The following is a 16623-nucleotide window of genomic DNA, read 5'->3' on the forward strand; positions in this document are numbered from 1 at the left end:
AGGTCCTCAGGGGGTTTGCAGCAGGGCTGCGATTTGGGCGTCGAGTTCGGCGGCGCTGCTGGGGCGGAAACCAATATGGCGGCTACGAATCGCCCCCTGCCTATCGATCAGGTAACTGCTGGGCATGGCCTTGACGCCCCAAGCCTTGGCACTGGCGCCGGTGGCGTCGTACAGCACGCTGAAGCTGGCCGGGTAGCGCGCCAGAAAGGCCGCGGCATCCTTGGCTTCCGTATCGAGATTGACGGCCAGCACCACCAGGCCGTCCTTGGCATGCCGTTGCTGCAGCTGATTCATCCAGGGAAAGGACTGACGGCAGGGCCCGCACCAGGAAGCCCAGAAATCCAGGTAGACCACCTTGCCACGCAAGTCCGCCAGATCATGCTGGCGTCCTTGAACATCCGGCAGCCGGAGCATAGGTGCGGGTACACCGGTGTCGGCGGCGCGGGCTGGTACCCAGGCCAGGGTCAACAGCAGGCAGGCCAGGCTTGCAAGCCAGCCCTCAGTAACCCGCCGGCTCAGCCAGCAGCAGGAAGCTGTCCATGCTGCCCAGGTTGAGCGGGTCGCCAGGCTGGCTGGGGTCATAGAAGAAAACGTCACGGTTCTGCGTGCCCACAAAGACATTGGTGATCGGATAATACCGATAGTAGTAGCCCAGTGCGGTACCAGCCAGCGGTGCGCCACTCAGCAGCTCGGGATAGGTTGCCTGTCCCCAGTCGAACAGCCGGTCGGAATCCGTGGTAGTGGGCTTGGCAAGATACTTGGCAATGTCGCGCAATTCGCTGTCGGTGAAGGCGCCATTGAGAAAGCTCATCTGCGGCTGGATATTGAAGGCATTGCGTATGGCGTTGGGATTATCCGCCGCTATCATCACCTTGGGCCGTATCAGATTATCGGGCGGGGTGCCATGGCACACGGCGCAGTTACCCTCGAATACATGGCGGCCGTTGTCCACGCTGGCCGCCTGCACGTCGGACTGCCACAGTACCAGCAGGGCCATTCCACCCAGGAATACGGTTTTCATGCCACACCTCCCATGCCTGCATGTCCATGCCGATAAGGTAGACCTATCCGTGGCAGGCCGGGTGTTTCAGCGACGAATGACTGTGCGCTGCTGGGGCAGTGCAAAGCCGCTGCCCTGGGTCTCATCGTCCGCCGCCACCGCAGCAGGTGCCTTCTCCGCCAGCAGTATGCTGACCAGGCTGTTGGTCTCCCGCAGGCGGCCGGCCATCAGCGTGCCCACATTGCGGTACAGCTTGGCCAGCAGCATGGGTGGCAGCTTGACCACGTCCAGTCGATCAAAACGCAGCAGGCGGCAGGGCTCGGTCGTGGTTACTGACGCCGAGCGCTCGCCAAAATCCACCAGGGCCAGCTCACCGAACACATCGCCGGCCCGGAGTACCGCCAGTTGCACCGGCTCGGCCTCGCCCGCCTTGCGGCTGACCTTGAGGCCGCCACTCATCACCGCATAGAGATGCCGGCCACGCTCACCCTGTTCGATCAGCACATAGCCGGCCGGCACTTCCTCCTGCCGGCAATGGCTCAGAAAGGTAGCCAGCTCGTCAGGCGTTAGCTCATGGAACAGCGGCACCGCAGCCAGCAGCTTGTGCAAGGGTGATTCAGCGTTCATGGCACTCCCCGACGGCAAACCTATCCGCCCAGTGTAGTGCGCCAGCGTCGGACTAACCAAGGGTGGAGGATGAGCAATACGCAAGGAAACGCCGCCGTATGAGGCACCGCCAGGGTCGCCCTGGCGTCTGCGCTGTCTGTCACGCCCCGCTATTGCTTGAGTGCAATCCAGCCTCTCAGCGCATGAACCAGACCCGTTCTATACCCTGTGCCCCCACTTGGTAGATCACCACCAGCGCAGCCTCACCCATGATGGGGTGACCGGTGATCTGCTCATGGTCGATGACGCGATTGCCCACCACCATGCGCTGGGTCACCACGGCATGCACGGTTGAACCCGGGAACAGGATGCGGCCATAGCGTTCGCGCAGGGCAGCCTTGCCTTCCAGCACCGGCGTGGCGGGGAATTCATGCACCACCACATCATCGGCATAGAGGGCTAGGAAACCCTCCAGGTCGAGCTGGTTGTAGCAATCGAGCTGCGCTTGGGCGTAATCGGCCGGCCGCATCATCAGATCAGGCCCCGCTTGGCCAGCATGGGCTCGACCTTGGGGTCGCGACCGCGGAAGGCCCGGTAGGCAGCGGCAGGCTCCTGCTTGTTACCTGCGCTGTAGATATGACGGTACAGCCGCTCCGCCGTCTCGGCATGGAAGGGGTCGCCGGCTTCGACAAAGGCGTCATAGCCATCGGCATCGAGCACCTCGGCCCACATGTAGACATAGTAGCCAGCGGCATAGCCGGGGCCGGCAAACAAGTGCTGGAAGTGCGACAGGTAGTGGCGCAGGCCGATGTCCTCGGGCACGCCCAGCGCCGCGCATTGCTCGGCCTCGAAGGCGGCAATGTCCACCTCGGTGCCGTTGGGCAACGAATGCAGCGCCATGTCTATCAGGGCCGGCGCCACATACTGGATGGTGGCCCAGGCCTGGTTGAACTGGCGTGCCGCCTTGAGTTTCTGCAGCAGCGCGGCTGGAATCGCTTCGCCGGTCTGGTAGTGCCGGGCATGCTGCTTGAGCACGGACTCCTCGTCGGCCCAGTTCTCGAATATCTGCGAGGGCAGCTCGACAAAATCGCTTAGCACCTGGGTGCCAGCCAGATGCTCGTAGCGCACCTGCGACAGCAGGCCATGCAGGCCGTGGCCGAATTCATGGAACAGGGTGCGCAGGTCGTCCGCGCTCAGCAGCGTAGTGTCGGCCTTGGCAAAGTTGTTGTTGTTGATGACGATGGGCAGTGTGCCGCCAGCGATACCGCTCTGGCTGCGGAAGATGCTCATCCAGGCGCCGCTGCGCTTGCTGGGGCGTGCGTAGTTGTCGCCAATGAACAGGCCAACCAGTTGATCAGCGCGGTCGCGCACTTCCCACAGGCGAGCATCGGCGTGGTAAAGCGGTATGCCCTTCTGTTCCACGAAGCGTACGCCAAACAATTTACCGGCACAGTCGAACATGGCGGTGATCATGTTCTCCAGCGCAAAGTAGGGCTTGATCTCGGCATCGTCCAGATCGTAGCGCTGCTGCCTGACCTTCTCCGCCAGATAGCGCCAGTCCCAGGCTGCGATCGGGGTCGGCTCACCCAGCGAGCGGGCCATCTCGGTCAGCGCCAGACGGTCCTGCTCAGCCTTGCGTTTGGCGGGCTCCCAGGCGCGGCTCAGCAGATCGTGCACGGCAGCCGGCTTGCCGGCCATGCGGTCCACCAGCTCATAGTCGGCATAGCTGGCATAGCCATGCAGCGCAGCCTGTTCCTGCCGCAGCGCCATGATCTGGGCGGCCAGGGGGCGATTATCGTGCTCGCCGGCATGGGCGCCACGGGCCACCCGTTCGCGCCAGACGGTCTCACGCAGATCGCGGCGCGAGGAGAACGTCAGGAAGGGTTCTGCCAAGGAAGGCGACAGGGTGATGGCATGGCTGCCTTCGGGCAGGCCCAGTTGGCGGGCGGCACCCTGGGCCGACGCCAGCAGGAAGTCCGGCAGGCCGGCCAGATCAGCGGCATCCTTGAGCTGCAGCGAGAAACCGGCTTCGTCGGCCAGCACATTCTGGGTAAAGCGGGTGCACAGGCCAGCCAGCGCCTCCATCACCTCGCCATAGCGCTGCCGTTTGTCCTCGGGCAGTTTGGCGCCGGCGCGGACGAAATCCAGGTGGATGCGCTCCAGCAGGCGCAGCTGCTCGCTATCCAGGCCCAATTCGGCACGCTGGCCATACAGCGCGTCTATGCGGCTGAACAGCGCGGCATGCATATAGATGGCGTTCTTATGCGCCGCAATACGCGGCGCCATGATCAATTCCACCTCTTGCAGGGCCGGTGAGGTCTCACTGGAGGAAAGATTGTCGAACAGCAGCTCTATGCGGGTGAGCAGACGGCCTGCAGCGTCGAAAGCCACCACGGTATTGTCGAAACTGGCGGGCGCAGCCTGGCTGGCGATGGCATCCAGTTCGGCCAGGTGGGCCGGCATGGCCAGATCAAAGGCTGGAATGAAATGCCCGGCATTGACCTGATCGAACGGGGGCAAGCCATAGGGCGTTTGCCAATCTTGCAGCAGCGGGTTGATGGCGAGTGTATCGCGCAGTGCGTCATTCATTGCGGCGGCTTCCGAGCTTGTCAGGAGCCCACCATTCTACTGTGCGGACCGGCCACTCGCCCACTGCTGCGATAAAGTGCCCAAAGCCGCGACGGATGGAGATCTGCCGCCTGCCCCATGGCCGCAGCCTGCCTGCTCCGTAGCGGTACCGCCCCCCGCCCGGCTACAGCGCCGGCACGAAGAAGCGCTCCTGCATGTCCTGCAGGCCCACCTCGGCCAGCACGGCGTTGAGCCGCTGGGCGGCTTGCTTGCGCGGCCGGTTCTGGTATTGGGCAATGATCAGTTCGTTCTTCATCGAATGCTCCCAGCCCACCAACTCGGTCACCGTCACCTGGTAGCCATGGGCCTCCAGCTGCAGGCAACGCAATACATTGGTGAGCTGGCTGCCGAACTCACGGGTGTGGATGGGATGCCGCCATATCTCGGTCAGCGGATTGGCCAGCATGCTGCCCTTGTGCTTGCGCAGCGCAGCCGCCACCTCGGCCTGGCAGCAAGGCACCAGGACGATGCTCTGCGCCCCCTTGGCCAGGGCAAAGCGGATGGCATCGTCGGTCGCGGTATTGCAGGCGTGCAGGGCCGTCACCACGTCTATGCGCTCAGGCAGCTCGCTGGAGCTGATCGAATCGGCCACCGACAGATTGAGAAAGCGCATGCCCTTGAAGCCCGCTTTGTCGGCCAGCTCGCGCGAGCGGCTGACCAGCTCGTCGCGGGTCTCGATGCCGTAGATCAGGCCGTCGGGCGCCTGTGCCTTGAAGAACAGGTCGTACAGGATAAAACCCAGATAGGACTTGCCGGCACCGTGATCCACCAGCCGGATATCGGGATGAACGGCCAGCGCCGCCTGCAGCAGGGGCTCGATGAAGTGGAACAGGTGGTAGACCTGCTTGAGCTTGCGCCGGCTATCCTGGTTGAGCTTGCCGTCGCGGGTCAGGATATGCAGCGCCTTGAGCAACTCAACGGACTGGTCGGGGCGGATGTCGTACTTCTCGGTCATAACGATGCTTTTCACCTATCAAGACCGGAATGCTACGCGGCTAAGCAAAAATCGGTAAGCTCCGCCCGTCTTTTGAAAGCGAGTAGGTCATGGAAGATCGCATTACCGAACTGGAAATCCGCCTGGCGTTGCAGGACGACCTGCTGGATGAGCTGAACCGCGTGGTCGCCCGCCAGCAGCAGCAAATGGAGTGGCTGGCACAGGAACTACGCCGCCTGAACGACCAGATGCGCACGCCCGACGGCAGCAAGGGCGGCCCCCAGCATGAGATTCCGCCACATTATTAAGTGGTTAGCCGCGCCGGACAGGTTAAAATGATCGATTGATCTAATTGAAGCGTCTGGCCCGCCATGCGGCGTATCAGCGCTTGACCCGGAGTATTCATGTCCAGCACCACCCTGACCCCGCTGCTGCAAGCCGCCTTTGATGCCCGTACCGAGCTGCTGGCCCGCCTGCACGGTGAAGCCACCGATGCCTACCGACTGTTCCATGGCAGCGTGGAAGGTGAAGCCGGCCTCACCATAGACCGCTATGGCAGCCTGCTGCTGGTGCAGACTTTCCACAGCAGCCTGAGCCCAGCCCAGTTGGACGAGATCGAAGACTTCTACGAGCACGCCAGCCCCGGTCTCGCCATGGTCTACAACGATCGCAGCGGCACCAACTCGCGCATAGGCAACCCCCTGCCCGAGGATGAACTGGAAGCCGCCATGCTGCCACGCGAGTTCCAGGAGTTGGGCGTGAGCTACCATGTGCAGGCTCGCCATGGCGGCCAGGACCCCTGGCTGTTCCTGGACATGCGCGCCGGTCGCCGTCGGGTGATGCAGGAGGCCGAGGGCAAGTCTGTGCTGAATCTGTTTGCCTACACCTGTGGCATCGGCATTGCCGCCGCCAAGGCCGGCGCCAGCCATGTGGTGAATGTGGACTTCGCTGAATCCAGCCTGCGCGTGGGCAAGCAGAATGCCCGCCTGAACAACCTGCCCATACGCCCCCGTTTTGTCCAGAGCGATGTCTTCCCCGCCGTGCGCCAGCTGTCGGGTCTGGGCCAGCCCACCATGGTGCGCGGCAAGCGCATGCCCCCCTTCCCCAAGCTGGAAGCCAAGCAGTTCGATCTGGTATTCCTGGATCCGCCCCGCTATGCCAAGAGCCTGTTCGGTGTGGTGGATCTGGTCAACGACTACTCCTCGGTCTTCAAGCCAGCCCTGCTGGCCACCGCCGAAGGCGGCACCCTCATCTGCTGCAACAATGTGGCCCAGGTGGATGCCGATGCCTGGCTGGACCTGCTACAGCGTAGCGCCGCCAAGGCAGGCCGCACGGTGCGCGAGGTGGAATGGATCACCCCGGAAGGCGACTTCCCCAGCCATGATGGCAAGCACCCGTTGAAGATGGTGCTGCTGCGCGTTTAAGCGATCCACCCTGGATAACTGCCATGCCCCTGCTGCGCCGTGCGCTACTGACCCTGCTTATGCTGATTGCCCCGCTGGCCCATGCCGATGACCGTGTCGATATCGGCGCCGTACTGGATCGTTTCCACGGCGCTGCCGCCAAAGCACAGTTCGAACCATATTTTGCGCTGTTTACCGCAGATGGCGTATTTATCGGCACCGATGCCAGCGAGCGCTGGACGGTATCGCAGTTCAAGGCCTACGCCAAACCGCATTTCGACAAGGGCCGTGGCTGGACCTACACCCAAGCCGAGCGGCATATCAGCCTGGCACCGGACGGCAGCCACGCCTTCTTTGACGAGCTGCTGGACAATGCCAACCTGGGCCGCTGCCGGGGTACTGGGGTGCTGCGCAAAGAAGCAGGCCAGTGGAAGATCGCCCAGTACCACTTGACCATCCCGGTACCGAATGCGCTGGCCGACAGCGTGGTCAAGCAGATACGGTCGGCCCAGCCCTAAGCGCCTAGTTATGGACTCAAGTCATTCACTGTTGATATCAGGTTGTGCTGGCGCCAGGAAAATCCTGGCGCCAAGCGCCAATACAGCCTGATACAGCAGACCTCCCCTGATTTAGTCCGCACACCTCGCCCTCTCGAGGCCAGCAACAGCACCGTATTGCAAGGCATGCGGAGTTACCGGCAGTGGCCTCAAGGCATGGGCACCTGGAATGCGTCCCCGGTCTCAAAGAAGGTACCGCCAGCCACATAGTGGATGGAGCGCTCACGGCCCGGTGCGAAATGCCAATGGCCCTGGCTGAAGTCGCGCGGGTCGGCCCAGGCTGCGACGACTTCGGCAATGAACAAATCGTAAGCCTGCTGGATATGCGGCTCGGCCAACACCCTACACTCCAGCCACCCCACACAGCCTGCCAGCAGCGGTGCAGCAACCTGGCTGCCGGCAAAGGTCGCCAGCTGGTATTCGGCAAACTTGTCCAGCTCCCTGCCGCTCTGGTTGCCCACCGCCACGGTGGCCTGGGCCAGGCTGCGGCCGGGGATATTGAGCACGAACTCACCCGACGCCTCGACCAATTCACGGGTCAGGGTGCGCTTGTCTATGACCACCGTAATCTTGGGTGGCGAGAAATCCAGCGGCATGCTCCAGGCTGCTGCCATCACATTGCGGCGCTCGCCGTGCGCGCTGGAAACCAGCACGGTAGGGCCATGGTTGAGCAGGCGATAAGCCTTGGCGAGGTCGACGGGTTGGTGCATGGCAGGCTCGGCGTTAGAGGAAATCAACCAGCCAGATGGGGGCGATGGCGGCAGACTGCAAGGCAAGGGACAGGTGCGTGCATTATGTTGCAGGCAGCAGGGCCGGTCAGCGCACTCGCGCCAACCAATCGAGCACCCCCTGCCCCGCCATGCGGCCGCTGGCAAAGCAGGCGGTGAGCAGGTAGCCGCCGGTGGGCGCCTCCCAATCCAGCATCTCGCCTGCACAGAATACACCGGGCAGTTGGCGCAGCATCAGGCCACGCTCCAAGGCCTCGAACCGCACGCCACCGGCCGTGCTGATGGCCTCTACCAAGGGGCGCGGCTCGCCCAGTGTGATGGGTAGGGCCTTGATGCCCTCTGCCAGACGCACGGGGTCGTTGAAAGCCTCCTTGCTCAGGCACTCGCGCAGCAGGCCGGCCTTGACGCCGGTGATACCCAGCTTGCTCTGCAGATGGCTGGACAGCGAACGCGAGCCCCTTGGATGGGCCACTTCGGCCTGCACCCGCGCCAGATCACGTCCTGGCGCCAGGTCGATATGGATGGTGGCACGCCCCTGCCTGGCCACCTCTTCACGCAAGGCGGCCGCATGGGCGTAGATCAGGCTGCCCTCCACCCCGGCATCGCTGACCACGAACTCGCCTTGCTTGCGGTATTCCTTGCCGCTGCCATCGGCAAACCACAACACCACTGACTTCAGTGGGGCGCCGGCGAATTTCTCGCGGAAATGCTCGCTCCAAGCCACCTCAAAGCCGCAGTTGGCCGGTCTGAGCGGCGCAATATCCACCCCCTGCGCTGCCAACAATGGCTGCCAGGCACCATCCGACCCCAACCTGGGCCAGCTGGCGCCGCCCAAGGCCAGTACGGTGGCGCTGGCCTTGCAGTGCTTTTCGCCTTCTGCAGTAGCCAGCCGCAGGCTGCCATCCACCGTCCAGCCCAGCCAACGGTGCCGCACATGGATGCGCACGCCCATGCCCTTGAGCCGGTGCAGCCAAGCTCGCAGCAGGGGTGCAGCCTTCATATCAGTGGGGAAGACCCGCCCTGAGCTGCCCACAAAGGTGGCAATACCCAAGCCATGTATCCAGTCGCACAGTGCATCGGGGCCGAAGTCCGCCAGCAACTGCGCCAGCTCGCGCTCCCGCTCGCCATAGCGGCTGAGAAAAGGCGCCAAGGGTTCGGAGTGGGTGATGTTCATGCCGCCCACGCCGGCCAGCAGGAACTTGCGGCCAACCGAGGGCATGGCGTCGTAGACATCCACCGCCATGCCGGCCTGCGCCAGCACCTCGGCCGCCATCAGGCCGGCAGGGCCGCCACCGATGATGGCTATGGCAGGAGAGGAGGCAATCGCGGTATCAGACATGACTCAGGCACGGCCCCTGATAACAATATCCAGGGACTATAGCGTTAATGACGGGGGCGCATGGTACACCTTGCGGCATGCCGGGCGGTGAGTGGACATCGACTCGCCACAGCATGGTGGCCCAGGCTGCATTGCCCGGCACCGCTTACCCAGCAGCCTCCCCCGCACGATCCGTACCCAGTGCCAACAACCCTTGTCCGGTCCGGCCCTTTGGGTTCCGGGCATTGCTCGTAACACCGGGGCGAAATAGATAGCGAACAGGCTCTCAAAACCCCAAGGCGGCCGCGCCCGGTGTCTCTGCCACCTTGCGGCGCAGCTGGCACAAGCTATCGGCGTCGGGCCAGCCTGCAGGCAGCACCATGCCGCGTGCCAGCTCCTGCCCGCCTGCCGCCAGGGGCGCATACTCGGCCACCATGACCGGCCTTGCACTGGCCGCAAAGTGTCGTGCCAGCTGGGCCTGTACACCGTCCAAGTCTGGCGCTTCGCCATCGGCCTGCTGCGGCGCCAGCCACAGGCGCTTGGGCAGGCAGCACCACAGGCTGTCTGGCCGGGTTTGCGGCCATGCCTCACCCCAGCAGCGCCACCAGCCACGCAGGTGGTCGCCAGCCAGCATGGCGGGGGCGGGTGACGACAGCTCGCGATAGAACATGCGCCCACGCAGCCAGGGCATGGCCTGGACCGGCCCCAGACCATCCAGTGCCGCCAGCCCGGCAGGCGTATGTGGTAGTCGCAACTGGTGGTGCAGCAGGCGTGCCAACTTGAGGCTGAGTGCATCGTGCAGTCCCGGCCCCACCAGGAACAAGCCTTGCGCATCGGGCAGGGCCAGATAGAACTTTACCGCCAGTTCGATATGCCATACCCGCCCGGCGGGTGGGCGTAGCAGGAAATCGTACTCGCCCAGGCTGCGGCCGGCTTCCCGAACGGCCAACTGGCTGGCCAGCAGGTCGTGGCCTGGCAGATGGAGCAAGGCCTGCCGCATCAGATCCTCGGCGTAGCGGCCCAGCCTGTAGTCCCGGCCTACGTCTGGCAGGGCTGCCAGCGCTGGCAGCAGTGCCGTCCTGTCCAGCGCCCGCCACCAGGCCTCGCCCAAGGCGGCATCGCCAGCGAGCGCATCGGCCGGCAGCCAGGCCGGTGCCAACAGCGAGGGCGAGGTCAGCAGCCAGTGCAGATCGGCAACAGCGGTGGTTTGTCGTATTTCTGGCAACATCTTTGTGGTATTCCAACCGGTAGGCAGCAAGGCAAGTAGTCAAGGCAAGGCTGCGCTACGATACGCCAACTCCGGAAGCAGCACTTGCGAACCGGGGCCTGTCTCCATATAACGCATAGGGGGCAGTGAAACACGGCCGGGGAACCTGGCCGGTTTTGGCGGTTCCCAATGTGCGGCGGGCAACAAGCCCGCCACATCCAAGCCAGCGAGGACGACATGGGCCACCACGACAGATCACCGCGCGGCGCGCGCGAACAGATCATTCACCTCGCAGCCCGTCTGATGGCCGAAGAGCACATCGACGACTTTGCCCTGGCAAAGCGCAAGGCCATCAAACGGCTGGGCTTACCCGAGGGCAAGAACCTGCCCGGCAACGACGAGATCGAGGCCGCCCTGCGCGAATACCGCAGCCTGTTCACCCCGAACCATGCCGACGTGGTGACCGAGCTACGCAAGAAAGCCCTCTCGGCCATGCGGCTGTTCACCGAGTTCAAGCCCTATCTGGTCGGTTCGGTACTGTCCGGCTTGGCTGGGCCGCATTCTGACATCAACCTGGTGGTCTACACCGATGACGACAAGTCGGTAGAGATACGCTGCCTCAACCTGGGCATAGACTACCGGATTGAATCGCCGCCCTCCGGCCACACCACGCTGGCTTTTTATGAGGAAGGCAGTCTGGTGCGGCTAAGCGTCAGGCCCACCAATGACGAACGGCTGGGCGCCCGCGCCGCCTCCGAACCGCTGGAGCGCGCGCGCTTGTCCCAGGTAGAAAACCTGCTTACCTGCCCCGCGACGCCGTGAGCCAAGCTACAGCCCGCCTGGGTGGCCATCTGGTTGCCGATGCCCTGGTGAGCCAGGGCGTCAGCCTGGCCTTCGGGGTGCCGGGCGAAAGCTATCTGTCGGTACTGGATGGTCTCTATCGCCATGCCGACTTCCGGTTCATCGTCACCCGGCATGAGGGCGGTGCCGCCTTCATGGCGGATGCCTACGCCAAGCTCACCGGCAAGCCCGGTGTCTGCCTGGTGACGCGTGGGCCGGGCGCTACCAATGCAGCCATCGGCATACACACGGCCCAACAGGATTCCACCCCGCTGGTGCTGCTGGTCGGCCAGGTAGGGCAGGATGTGGTGGAGCGCGAGGCCTTCCAGGAGATCGACTACCGCCGCATGTTCGGCAGTATGGCCAAGTGGGTCGCCCAGATAGATCAGGCCGAACGGGTACCCGAGATGCTTGCCCATGCCTTCCAGCTGGCTACCTCAGGCCGGCCCGGCCCAGTGGTGCTGGCCCTGCCCGAGGACATGCTGGCCGCCAGCACCGACGTGGCTGATGCCCACCCGCATCAGCCGCTGCAGGCCAGCCCTTCGGCGGCCCAACTAGCGCAGCTCACCCGCCTGCTGGAGGCCGCCCGGCAGCCTTTCGTCATCGTCGGCGGCTCGGGCTGGAGCCACCAGGCCTGTGCCGACCTGCGCCTGTTTGCCGAATCCTGGCAGTTGCCGGTGGCCTGTGCCTTCCGTTTTCAGGATCTGTTCGACAATCAGCACCCGCTCTATGCCGGCGATGTCGGCATAGGCATCAACCCCAGACTGGCCGAGCGCCTGCGGCAGGCCGATCTGGTGCTGTGCCTGGGCGCCCGCCTGGGTGAAATGACCAGCTCTGGCTATAGCCTGTTTGATATCCCTATCCCACGCCAGCAGTTGGTGCATGTGCATGCCGGGGTGGAGGAGCTGGGGCGGGTCTACCAAGCAACGCTGATGATCAATGCCGGCATGGCCGAGATGACCGCCGCGCTGCGGCTGATACCCTGCCGCCACGCGGGCTACGCCGCCGTTGCCGCCGAGGCGCGTGCCGACTTCGAAGCCTGGCAGGGCATACCGCCAATCTATCTGGGTAGGCAGGCGAGGTTGGACTTATGGCAAGTGGTGATGGAAGCCCGCCGGCAGCTTCCGGCCGACACCCTGGTCTGCAACGGCGCCGGTAACTTTGCCAGTTGGGCCCATCGCTTCTGGCGCTATGGCAGCCAGGAACAAGCCCGCTGCCAGCTGGCGCCGACCTCTGGCGCCATGGGCTATGGCCTGCCCGCCGGCGTGATGGCCAGCATCGTGGCACCCGAACGCACGGTGCTGGTGTTTGCCGGTGACGGCGATTTCCTGATGAACGGGCAGGAGCTGGCGACCGCATTGCAATATGGCGGCGCCCCTATCGTGCTGCTGTTCAACAACAGCCAGTACGGCACCATACGCATGCACCAGGAGAAGCACTTCCCCGGCCGCGTCTACGGCACCCAGTTGCACAACCCGGACTTTGCCCGCTATGCCGAGAGCTTCGGTGCCCTGGGACTGGTGGTGGAAACCACGGCCCAGTTCGGCCCTGCCCTGTCTCAGGCACTGGTTCATCGCCGCCAGACCGGCAAGCCCGCGCTGATCGAACTGCGCATGGATACCGCCGATCTGGCGCCAGGCCTGCGCCTGGCCGGCTGATGCGGAACCTTCGCCGGCCAGCCGGCATATTTACGCCCTTCCCGGGCTTTCGTTACACGCTCCCCTGCGCCACACTGTATATCTGACCCGCAAGGCACTATCCCGATATGCCGCCCTCCGACGACGATCTCAAGCGCCAGCTGCAACGCCTGCAAGCCATACAGCAAGCCATCCTCACGGTGAGCCGCCAGGCCAATGCCGGCCATGACCTGGCTGGTTTCGCCGCCCTCGTGCATAGCCAGCTCAATAGCCTGATGATGGCGGAGAACTGCTATATCGCGGTGTGCGATCCGGCCAACGAACACATACGCTATGCCTATTTCTCGGACCAGTGCGAGCCGGCGCCGGAGCCCGAAGCCTGGGAGGAGCTGGGCGATGCCGAAAGCGGCCCCACCGCCTGGGTAATCCGCCAGGGCCAGCCTTTGCTGATGACGGCCGAGGAAGACCGCAACCGCACAGCCACCGGGCAGCCATGGGGCGACGGCAAGGTAGCCGAGCACTGGATGGGCATGCCGCTGCGTGGCAGCAATGATCGTGTCATCGGCGCGCTGGTGACCCAGACCTATCTGCCTAGCTATCACTACAGCAAGGAAGACCAGGAAATCTTTGGCGTGATGGCCAGCCATGTAGCGGTCGCGCTGGAGCGGGTGATGCACCAGCAGTGGATGGACCAGCTGGTGGAGGAGCGCACCCGCGAATTGGCACGCGAAGCCCATGAGCGGCGCAAGGGCGAGACCCTCAACCGGGTGTTCTACCAGATAGCCGAACGCGCCACAGCGGGGGATTCGTTCTATGACTTTCTGCAGGCCGTACACCACTTGCTGGGTGAGTTGCTGTATGCCCGTAATTGCTATGTCTGCCTGTATGACGCCGCCAAGGGCGTGCTTAACTTCCCCTACTATGTGGACGAGCGCGACGGCGACACCATGCAGGAATACGACGTGCCCATGCGGCGCGGGCTGACCGAATATGTGTTGCGCAGCGGCACGCCGCAGCTGATAGACCGCGACCGCATGCAGGCACTGAGCCAGGCCGGCGAGATCACCGAGGCCACCGGCGACCTGACCTTCTACAGCTGGCTGGGCGTGCCCATGCAGATACGCGGCAGCCTGGGCGGGGTGCTGACCATCCAGAGCTACGAGGCCGACCACCTCTATGACGCCGCCGATGCTGACGTACTGTCCTTTGTGGCAAACCATATCAGCAGCGCCATCGAGCGCAAGCAGGCCTACGATGCGCTGCGCGAGGCTACGCAGGTGGCCGAAAACGCCTCCCGCCTCAAGAGCGAGTTCCTGGCCAACATGAGCCACGAGATACGCACACCGATGAATGCCGTCATCGGCATGGCCTATCTGGCGCTCAAGACCGAACTGACACCGAAGCAGCGTGACTATGTCAGCAAGATCCACAAGGCCGGCAATTCCCTGTTGGCCATCATCAACGACGTGCTGGATTTCACCAAGATCGAGGCCGGCAAGCTGGATATGGAGCGGATCGAGTTCTCACTCGACGAGGTGCTGGCCAACGTGGCGACCGTGACGGCCCAGCGAGCGCAGGACAAGGGACTGGAGTACCTGTTCCATGTGCCGCTCAACATCCCCCGCCAACTGATAGGCGACCCTTTGCGGCTGGGTCAGGTGCTGATCAATCTGGCCAACAATGCCATCAAATTCACCGAGCATGGCCAGATCGACCTGCATTGCCGGCTGCTGCGCGAGGAAACAGGCCAGGTGCGGCTGGAGTTCACCGTGCGCGACAGTGGCATAGGCATGAGCCAGACACAGGTCGCCGCACTGTTCCAGCCATTTACCCAGGCGGATGGTTCCACCACCCGCAAATACGGCGGCACCGGCCTGGGGCTGACCATCAGCAAGCGGCTGGTCAGCATGATGGGGGGCGACATCTCGGTGGAAAGCCATGTCGGCGTAGGGTCGGCGTTTCATTTCGCGGTGGATTTCCAACTGCCTGTCACCCCGCAGCCCACCCTGCGCGGCCTGCTGGATACCCTGCAGGGCAAGAGCGCGCTGGTGGTGGATGACAACAGTGCTGCCAGCGAGATACTGGCCGACGCGCTGCTGCATTTCTCCATCGGTGCCGATACCGCCGATAGCGGTGCGGCCGCCCTGGCCAGCATCAGGCAGGCCGATGCACACGCACCCTACGACCTGGTGCTGTGCGACTGGCATATGCCCGGCATGGATGGTGTGGCGCTGGCCGAAGCGCTGCAGGCAGCCCGTTTGCGCCACCCGCCCAAGGTCGTACTGGTGACGACCTTCGGCCATGAATCCAGCCTGCAGCGGCCTGCCAGCCATGGGGTGGATGCCGTGCTGACCAAGCCCATCAGCCAGGCTGGCCTGCTCAACATTCTACTACCCCTGTTCGCATCGCAAGCACCTGGCGACACCAGCACGGTTGACACTGCTCAGCCAGGTGCCGGCTATCGTGTACTGCTGGCCGAAGACAACGAGATCAACCAGCAGATCGCGGTCGAACTGCTGCAAGCCCAGGGCTATGCAGTGGAGGTAGCCCAGAATGGCCGCCAGGCATTGGCCATGCTGCATGCCCAGCCGGCCGATTACTACCACTTGGTACTGATGGACCTGCAGATGCCCGAGATGGATGGCCACGAGGCCGTGCTGAGCCTGCGGCGGGACGCACACTACAACCGCTTGCCGGTCATCGCCATGACAGCCCATGCCCTGCTGGAGGAACGCGAGCGCTGCCTGCGCGAAGGCATGCAGGACACCATCACCAAGCCGATAGACCCCGAGCTGATGTTCCGCACCATGGCACAGTGGCTGGCACCACAGATAGCCGAAGTCAGCCAGTAAGCGCTACCATCGCGGCCCCGCCCCCCTGCCGTACCGAGAGAACTGCCATGACCGATGCCACCCCGCTCACCCCCAAACCCTGCAAGAAATGCGGCTCGCCAGGCGAAGTATTGAAGGCCGGCTCCAATCGCTGGTGGGTGGAATGTGCCAAGTTCGGCCGCAACGGCAACTGCAATGTCATCAGCGCCCAGGCCAGCAGCCGCAAAGCAGCCATACAGGACTGGAACGCCCACTGCGCATGAGCAACTGCCTTTCCGGGCCTTGCCATAGCGAACTGCTGATCAAGAAAAGCCGCTTTATCGGTTGCGTTGAACCCATGGCCGACCGCGCTGCCGCCCAGGCCCGCGTGGCCGCCCTGCGGCAGGCCCACCCGGCGGCGGCCCATGTCTGCTGGGCCTTGCTGGCTGGCGGGCATTCTGCTGCGGTGGATGACGGTGAACCCAGCGGCACAGCCGGGCGCCCCATGCTTGATGTGCTGCGCCACCAGGATCTGGAAGGGGTACTGGCCACCGTGGTGCGCTACTACGGCGGCGTCAAGCTGGGTACCGGTGGCCTGGTAAGAGCGTATACCGACGCCGTCGCCCAGGCCTTGCTGGATGCCCCCCGCGTCCCCTTGCAAACCCTCACCAACCTGCACTGCAGCCTGCCCTATGCCCTGGAAGGGCATGTGCGGCGCCAGCTCAGTGCAGCTGGCGCACAATTGCAAGGTGTAGAGCACGCCAGCCTGGTACACATACAGTTTTGCCTCCCAGCCAGCGCAGCCGAGGCGCTAGTCCACCAGCTCGACGAGTCCTGTCGTGGTCTACTGGTCTGGCACCATCCCTAAATTGCAGGATGGCAAGGCCGCGCCGCCTCTCTACAATAGGATGGTCATACCACGCGCGGGTGCTTTCGTCCCGCTTGTATGGCATGC

The 16623-nt window shown here is 63.9% G+C and carries 17 protein-coding genes; 8 read left to right on the forward strand and 9 right to left on the reverse strand.

Annotated elements, in window-relative coordinates; translation table 11 throughout:
• Nucleotides 1-6: 6 nt before the first annotated feature.
• From QQK16_RS04195 to QQK16_RS04220, 6 genes are all read right to left on the reverse strand, one after another.
• Nucleotides 7-468 (reverse strand): TlpA family protein disulfide reductase, encoded by a 462-nt coding sequence (locus QQK16_RS04195; RefSeq protein ID WP_284195170.1) that lies wholly within the window; start codon nucleotides 466-468, stop codon nucleotides 7-9.
• Nucleotides 469-499: 31 nt separating this feature from the next.
• A complete protein-coding gene (locus QQK16_RS04200) occupies nucleotides 500-1021 on the reverse strand; it encodes a c-type cytochrome (protein ID WP_284195171.1) in 522 nt (173 codons plus the stop codon).
• Nucleotides 1022-1087: 66 nt separating this feature from the next.
• Nucleotides 1088-1627 (reverse strand): cyclic nucleotide-binding domain-containing protein, encoded by a 540-nt coding sequence (locus QQK16_RS04205; RefSeq protein WP_284195172.1) that lies wholly within the window; start codon nucleotides 1625-1627, stop codon nucleotides 1088-1090.
• A gap of 175 nt (nucleotides 1628-1802) precedes the next feature.
• The gene (locus tag QQK16_RS04210) at nucleotides 1803-2138 is read right to left on the reverse strand and encodes a nuclear transport factor 2 family protein (protein WP_284195173.1); all 336 of its coding nucleotides are present in this window, start codon (nucleotides 2136-2138) and stop codon (nucleotides 1803-1805) included.
• Nucleotides 2138-4195 (reverse strand): M3 family metallopeptidase, encoded by a 2058-nt coding sequence (locus tag QQK16_RS04215; RefSeq protein WP_284195174.1) that lies wholly within the window; start codon nucleotides 4193-4195, stop codon nucleotides 2138-2140. The genes QQK16_RS04210 and QQK16_RS04215 overlap by 1 nt, the downstream gene beginning before the upstream one ends.
• 163 nt (nucleotides 4196-4358) lie before the next feature.
• Nucleotides 4359-5189: a class I SAM-dependent methyltransferase gene (locus tag QQK16_RS04220; protein WP_284195786.1), complete on the reverse strand. Its 831-nt coding sequence runs from the start codon at nucleotides 5187-5189 to the stop codon at nucleotides 4359-4361.
• An 89-nt stretch (nucleotides 5190-5278) separates the two neighbouring features.
• On the opposite strand from QQK16_RS04220, the gene QQK16_RS04225 reads away from it, so the two are divergent.
• From QQK16_RS04225 to QQK16_RS04235, 3 genes are all read left to right on the forward strand, one after another.
• Nucleotides 5279-5476, forward strand: coding sequence for a SlyX family protein (locus QQK16_RS04225; protein WP_284195175.1), 198 nt, complete (start codon nucleotides 5279-5281; stop codon nucleotides 5474-5476).
• A gap of 96 nt (nucleotides 5477-5572) precedes the next feature.
• The gene (locus QQK16_RS04230) at nucleotides 5573-6592 is read left to right on the forward strand and encodes a class I SAM-dependent rRNA methyltransferase (protein ID WP_284195176.1); all 1020 of its coding nucleotides are present in this window, start codon (nucleotides 5573-5575) and stop codon (nucleotides 6590-6592) included.
• Between the two features lie 23 nt (nucleotides 6593-6615).
• Entirely contained in the window at nucleotides 6616-7089 is a 474-nt protein-coding gene (locus tag QQK16_RS04235) for a nuclear transport factor 2 family protein (protein WP_284195177.1), read from the forward strand.
• Between the two features lie 188 nt (nucleotides 7090-7277).
• On the opposite strand, the gene QQK16_RS04240 is transcribed toward QQK16_RS04235, so the two are convergent.
• The 3 genes from QQK16_RS04240 to QQK16_RS04250 all read right to left on the reverse strand — a co-directional run bounded on the left by QQK16_RS04240 (nucleotide 7278) and on the right by QQK16_RS04250 (nucleotide 10402).
• Complete coding sequence (locus tag QQK16_RS04240; protein WP_284195178.1) at nucleotides 7278-7838, reverse strand: flavin reductase family protein; 561 nt, start codon at nucleotides 7836-7838, stop codon at nucleotides 7278-7280.
• A 106-nt stretch (nucleotides 7839-7944) separates the two neighbouring features.
• A complete protein-coding gene (locus QQK16_RS04245) occupies nucleotides 7945-9195 on the reverse strand; it encodes a TIGR03862 family flavoprotein (RefSeq protein WP_284195179.1) in 1251 nt (416 codons plus the stop codon).
• Nucleotides 9196-9460: 265 nt separating this feature from the next.
• A complete protein-coding gene (locus QQK16_RS04250) occupies nucleotides 9461-10402 on the reverse strand; it encodes a DUF1853 family protein (RefSeq protein WP_284195180.1) in 942 nt (313 codons plus the stop codon).
• Nucleotides 10403-10570: 168 nt separating this feature from the next.
• Between QQK16_RS04250 and QQK16_RS04255 the strand changes: the two genes are divergently transcribed.
• The 5 genes from QQK16_RS04255 (at nucleotide 10571) to QQK16_RS04275 (ending at nucleotide 16536) form a co-directional block, all read left to right on the forward strand.
• The gene (locus tag QQK16_RS04255; protein WP_284195181.1) at nucleotides 10571-11203 is read left to right on the forward strand and encodes a UDP-N-acetylmuramate--alanine ligase; all 633 of its coding nucleotides are present in this window, start codon (nucleotides 10571-10573) and stop codon (nucleotides 11201-11203) included.
• On the forward strand, nucleotides 11200-12879 hold the full coding sequence (locus tag QQK16_RS04260; protein WP_284195182.1) for a thiamine pyrophosphate-binding protein: 1680 nt from the start codon (nucleotides 11200-11202) through the stop codon (nucleotides 12877-12879). The genes QQK16_RS04255 and QQK16_RS04260 overlap by 4 nt, the downstream gene beginning before the upstream one ends.
• Before the next feature lie 107 nt (nucleotides 12880-12986).
• Entirely contained in the window at nucleotides 12987-15710 is a 2724-nt protein-coding gene (locus tag QQK16_RS04265; RefSeq protein ID WP_284195183.1) for a GAF domain-containing hybrid sensor histidine kinase/response regulator, read from the forward strand.
• Between the two features lie 47 nt (nucleotides 15711-15757).
• Nucleotides 15758-15952: a Lar family restriction alleviation protein gene (locus tag QQK16_RS04270; protein ID WP_284195184.1), complete on the forward strand. Its 195-nt coding sequence runs from the start codon at nucleotides 15758-15760 to the stop codon at nucleotides 15950-15952.
• The gene (locus tag QQK16_RS04275) at nucleotides 15949-16536 is read left to right on the forward strand and encodes an IMPACT family protein (RefSeq protein ID WP_284195185.1); all 588 of its coding nucleotides are present in this window, start codon (nucleotides 15949-15951) and stop codon (nucleotides 16534-16536) included. Before QQK16_RS04270 ends, QQK16_RS04275 begins: the two co-directional genes overlap by 4 nt.
• Nucleotides 16537-16623: the final 87 nt, after the last annotated feature.

It is taken from the genome of Chitinimonas prasina, from assembly GCF_030160395.1.
GTDB classification, from domain to species: domain Bacteria; phylum Pseudomonadota; class Gammaproteobacteria; order Burkholderiales; family Chitinimonadaceae; genus Chitinimonas; species Chitinimonas prasina.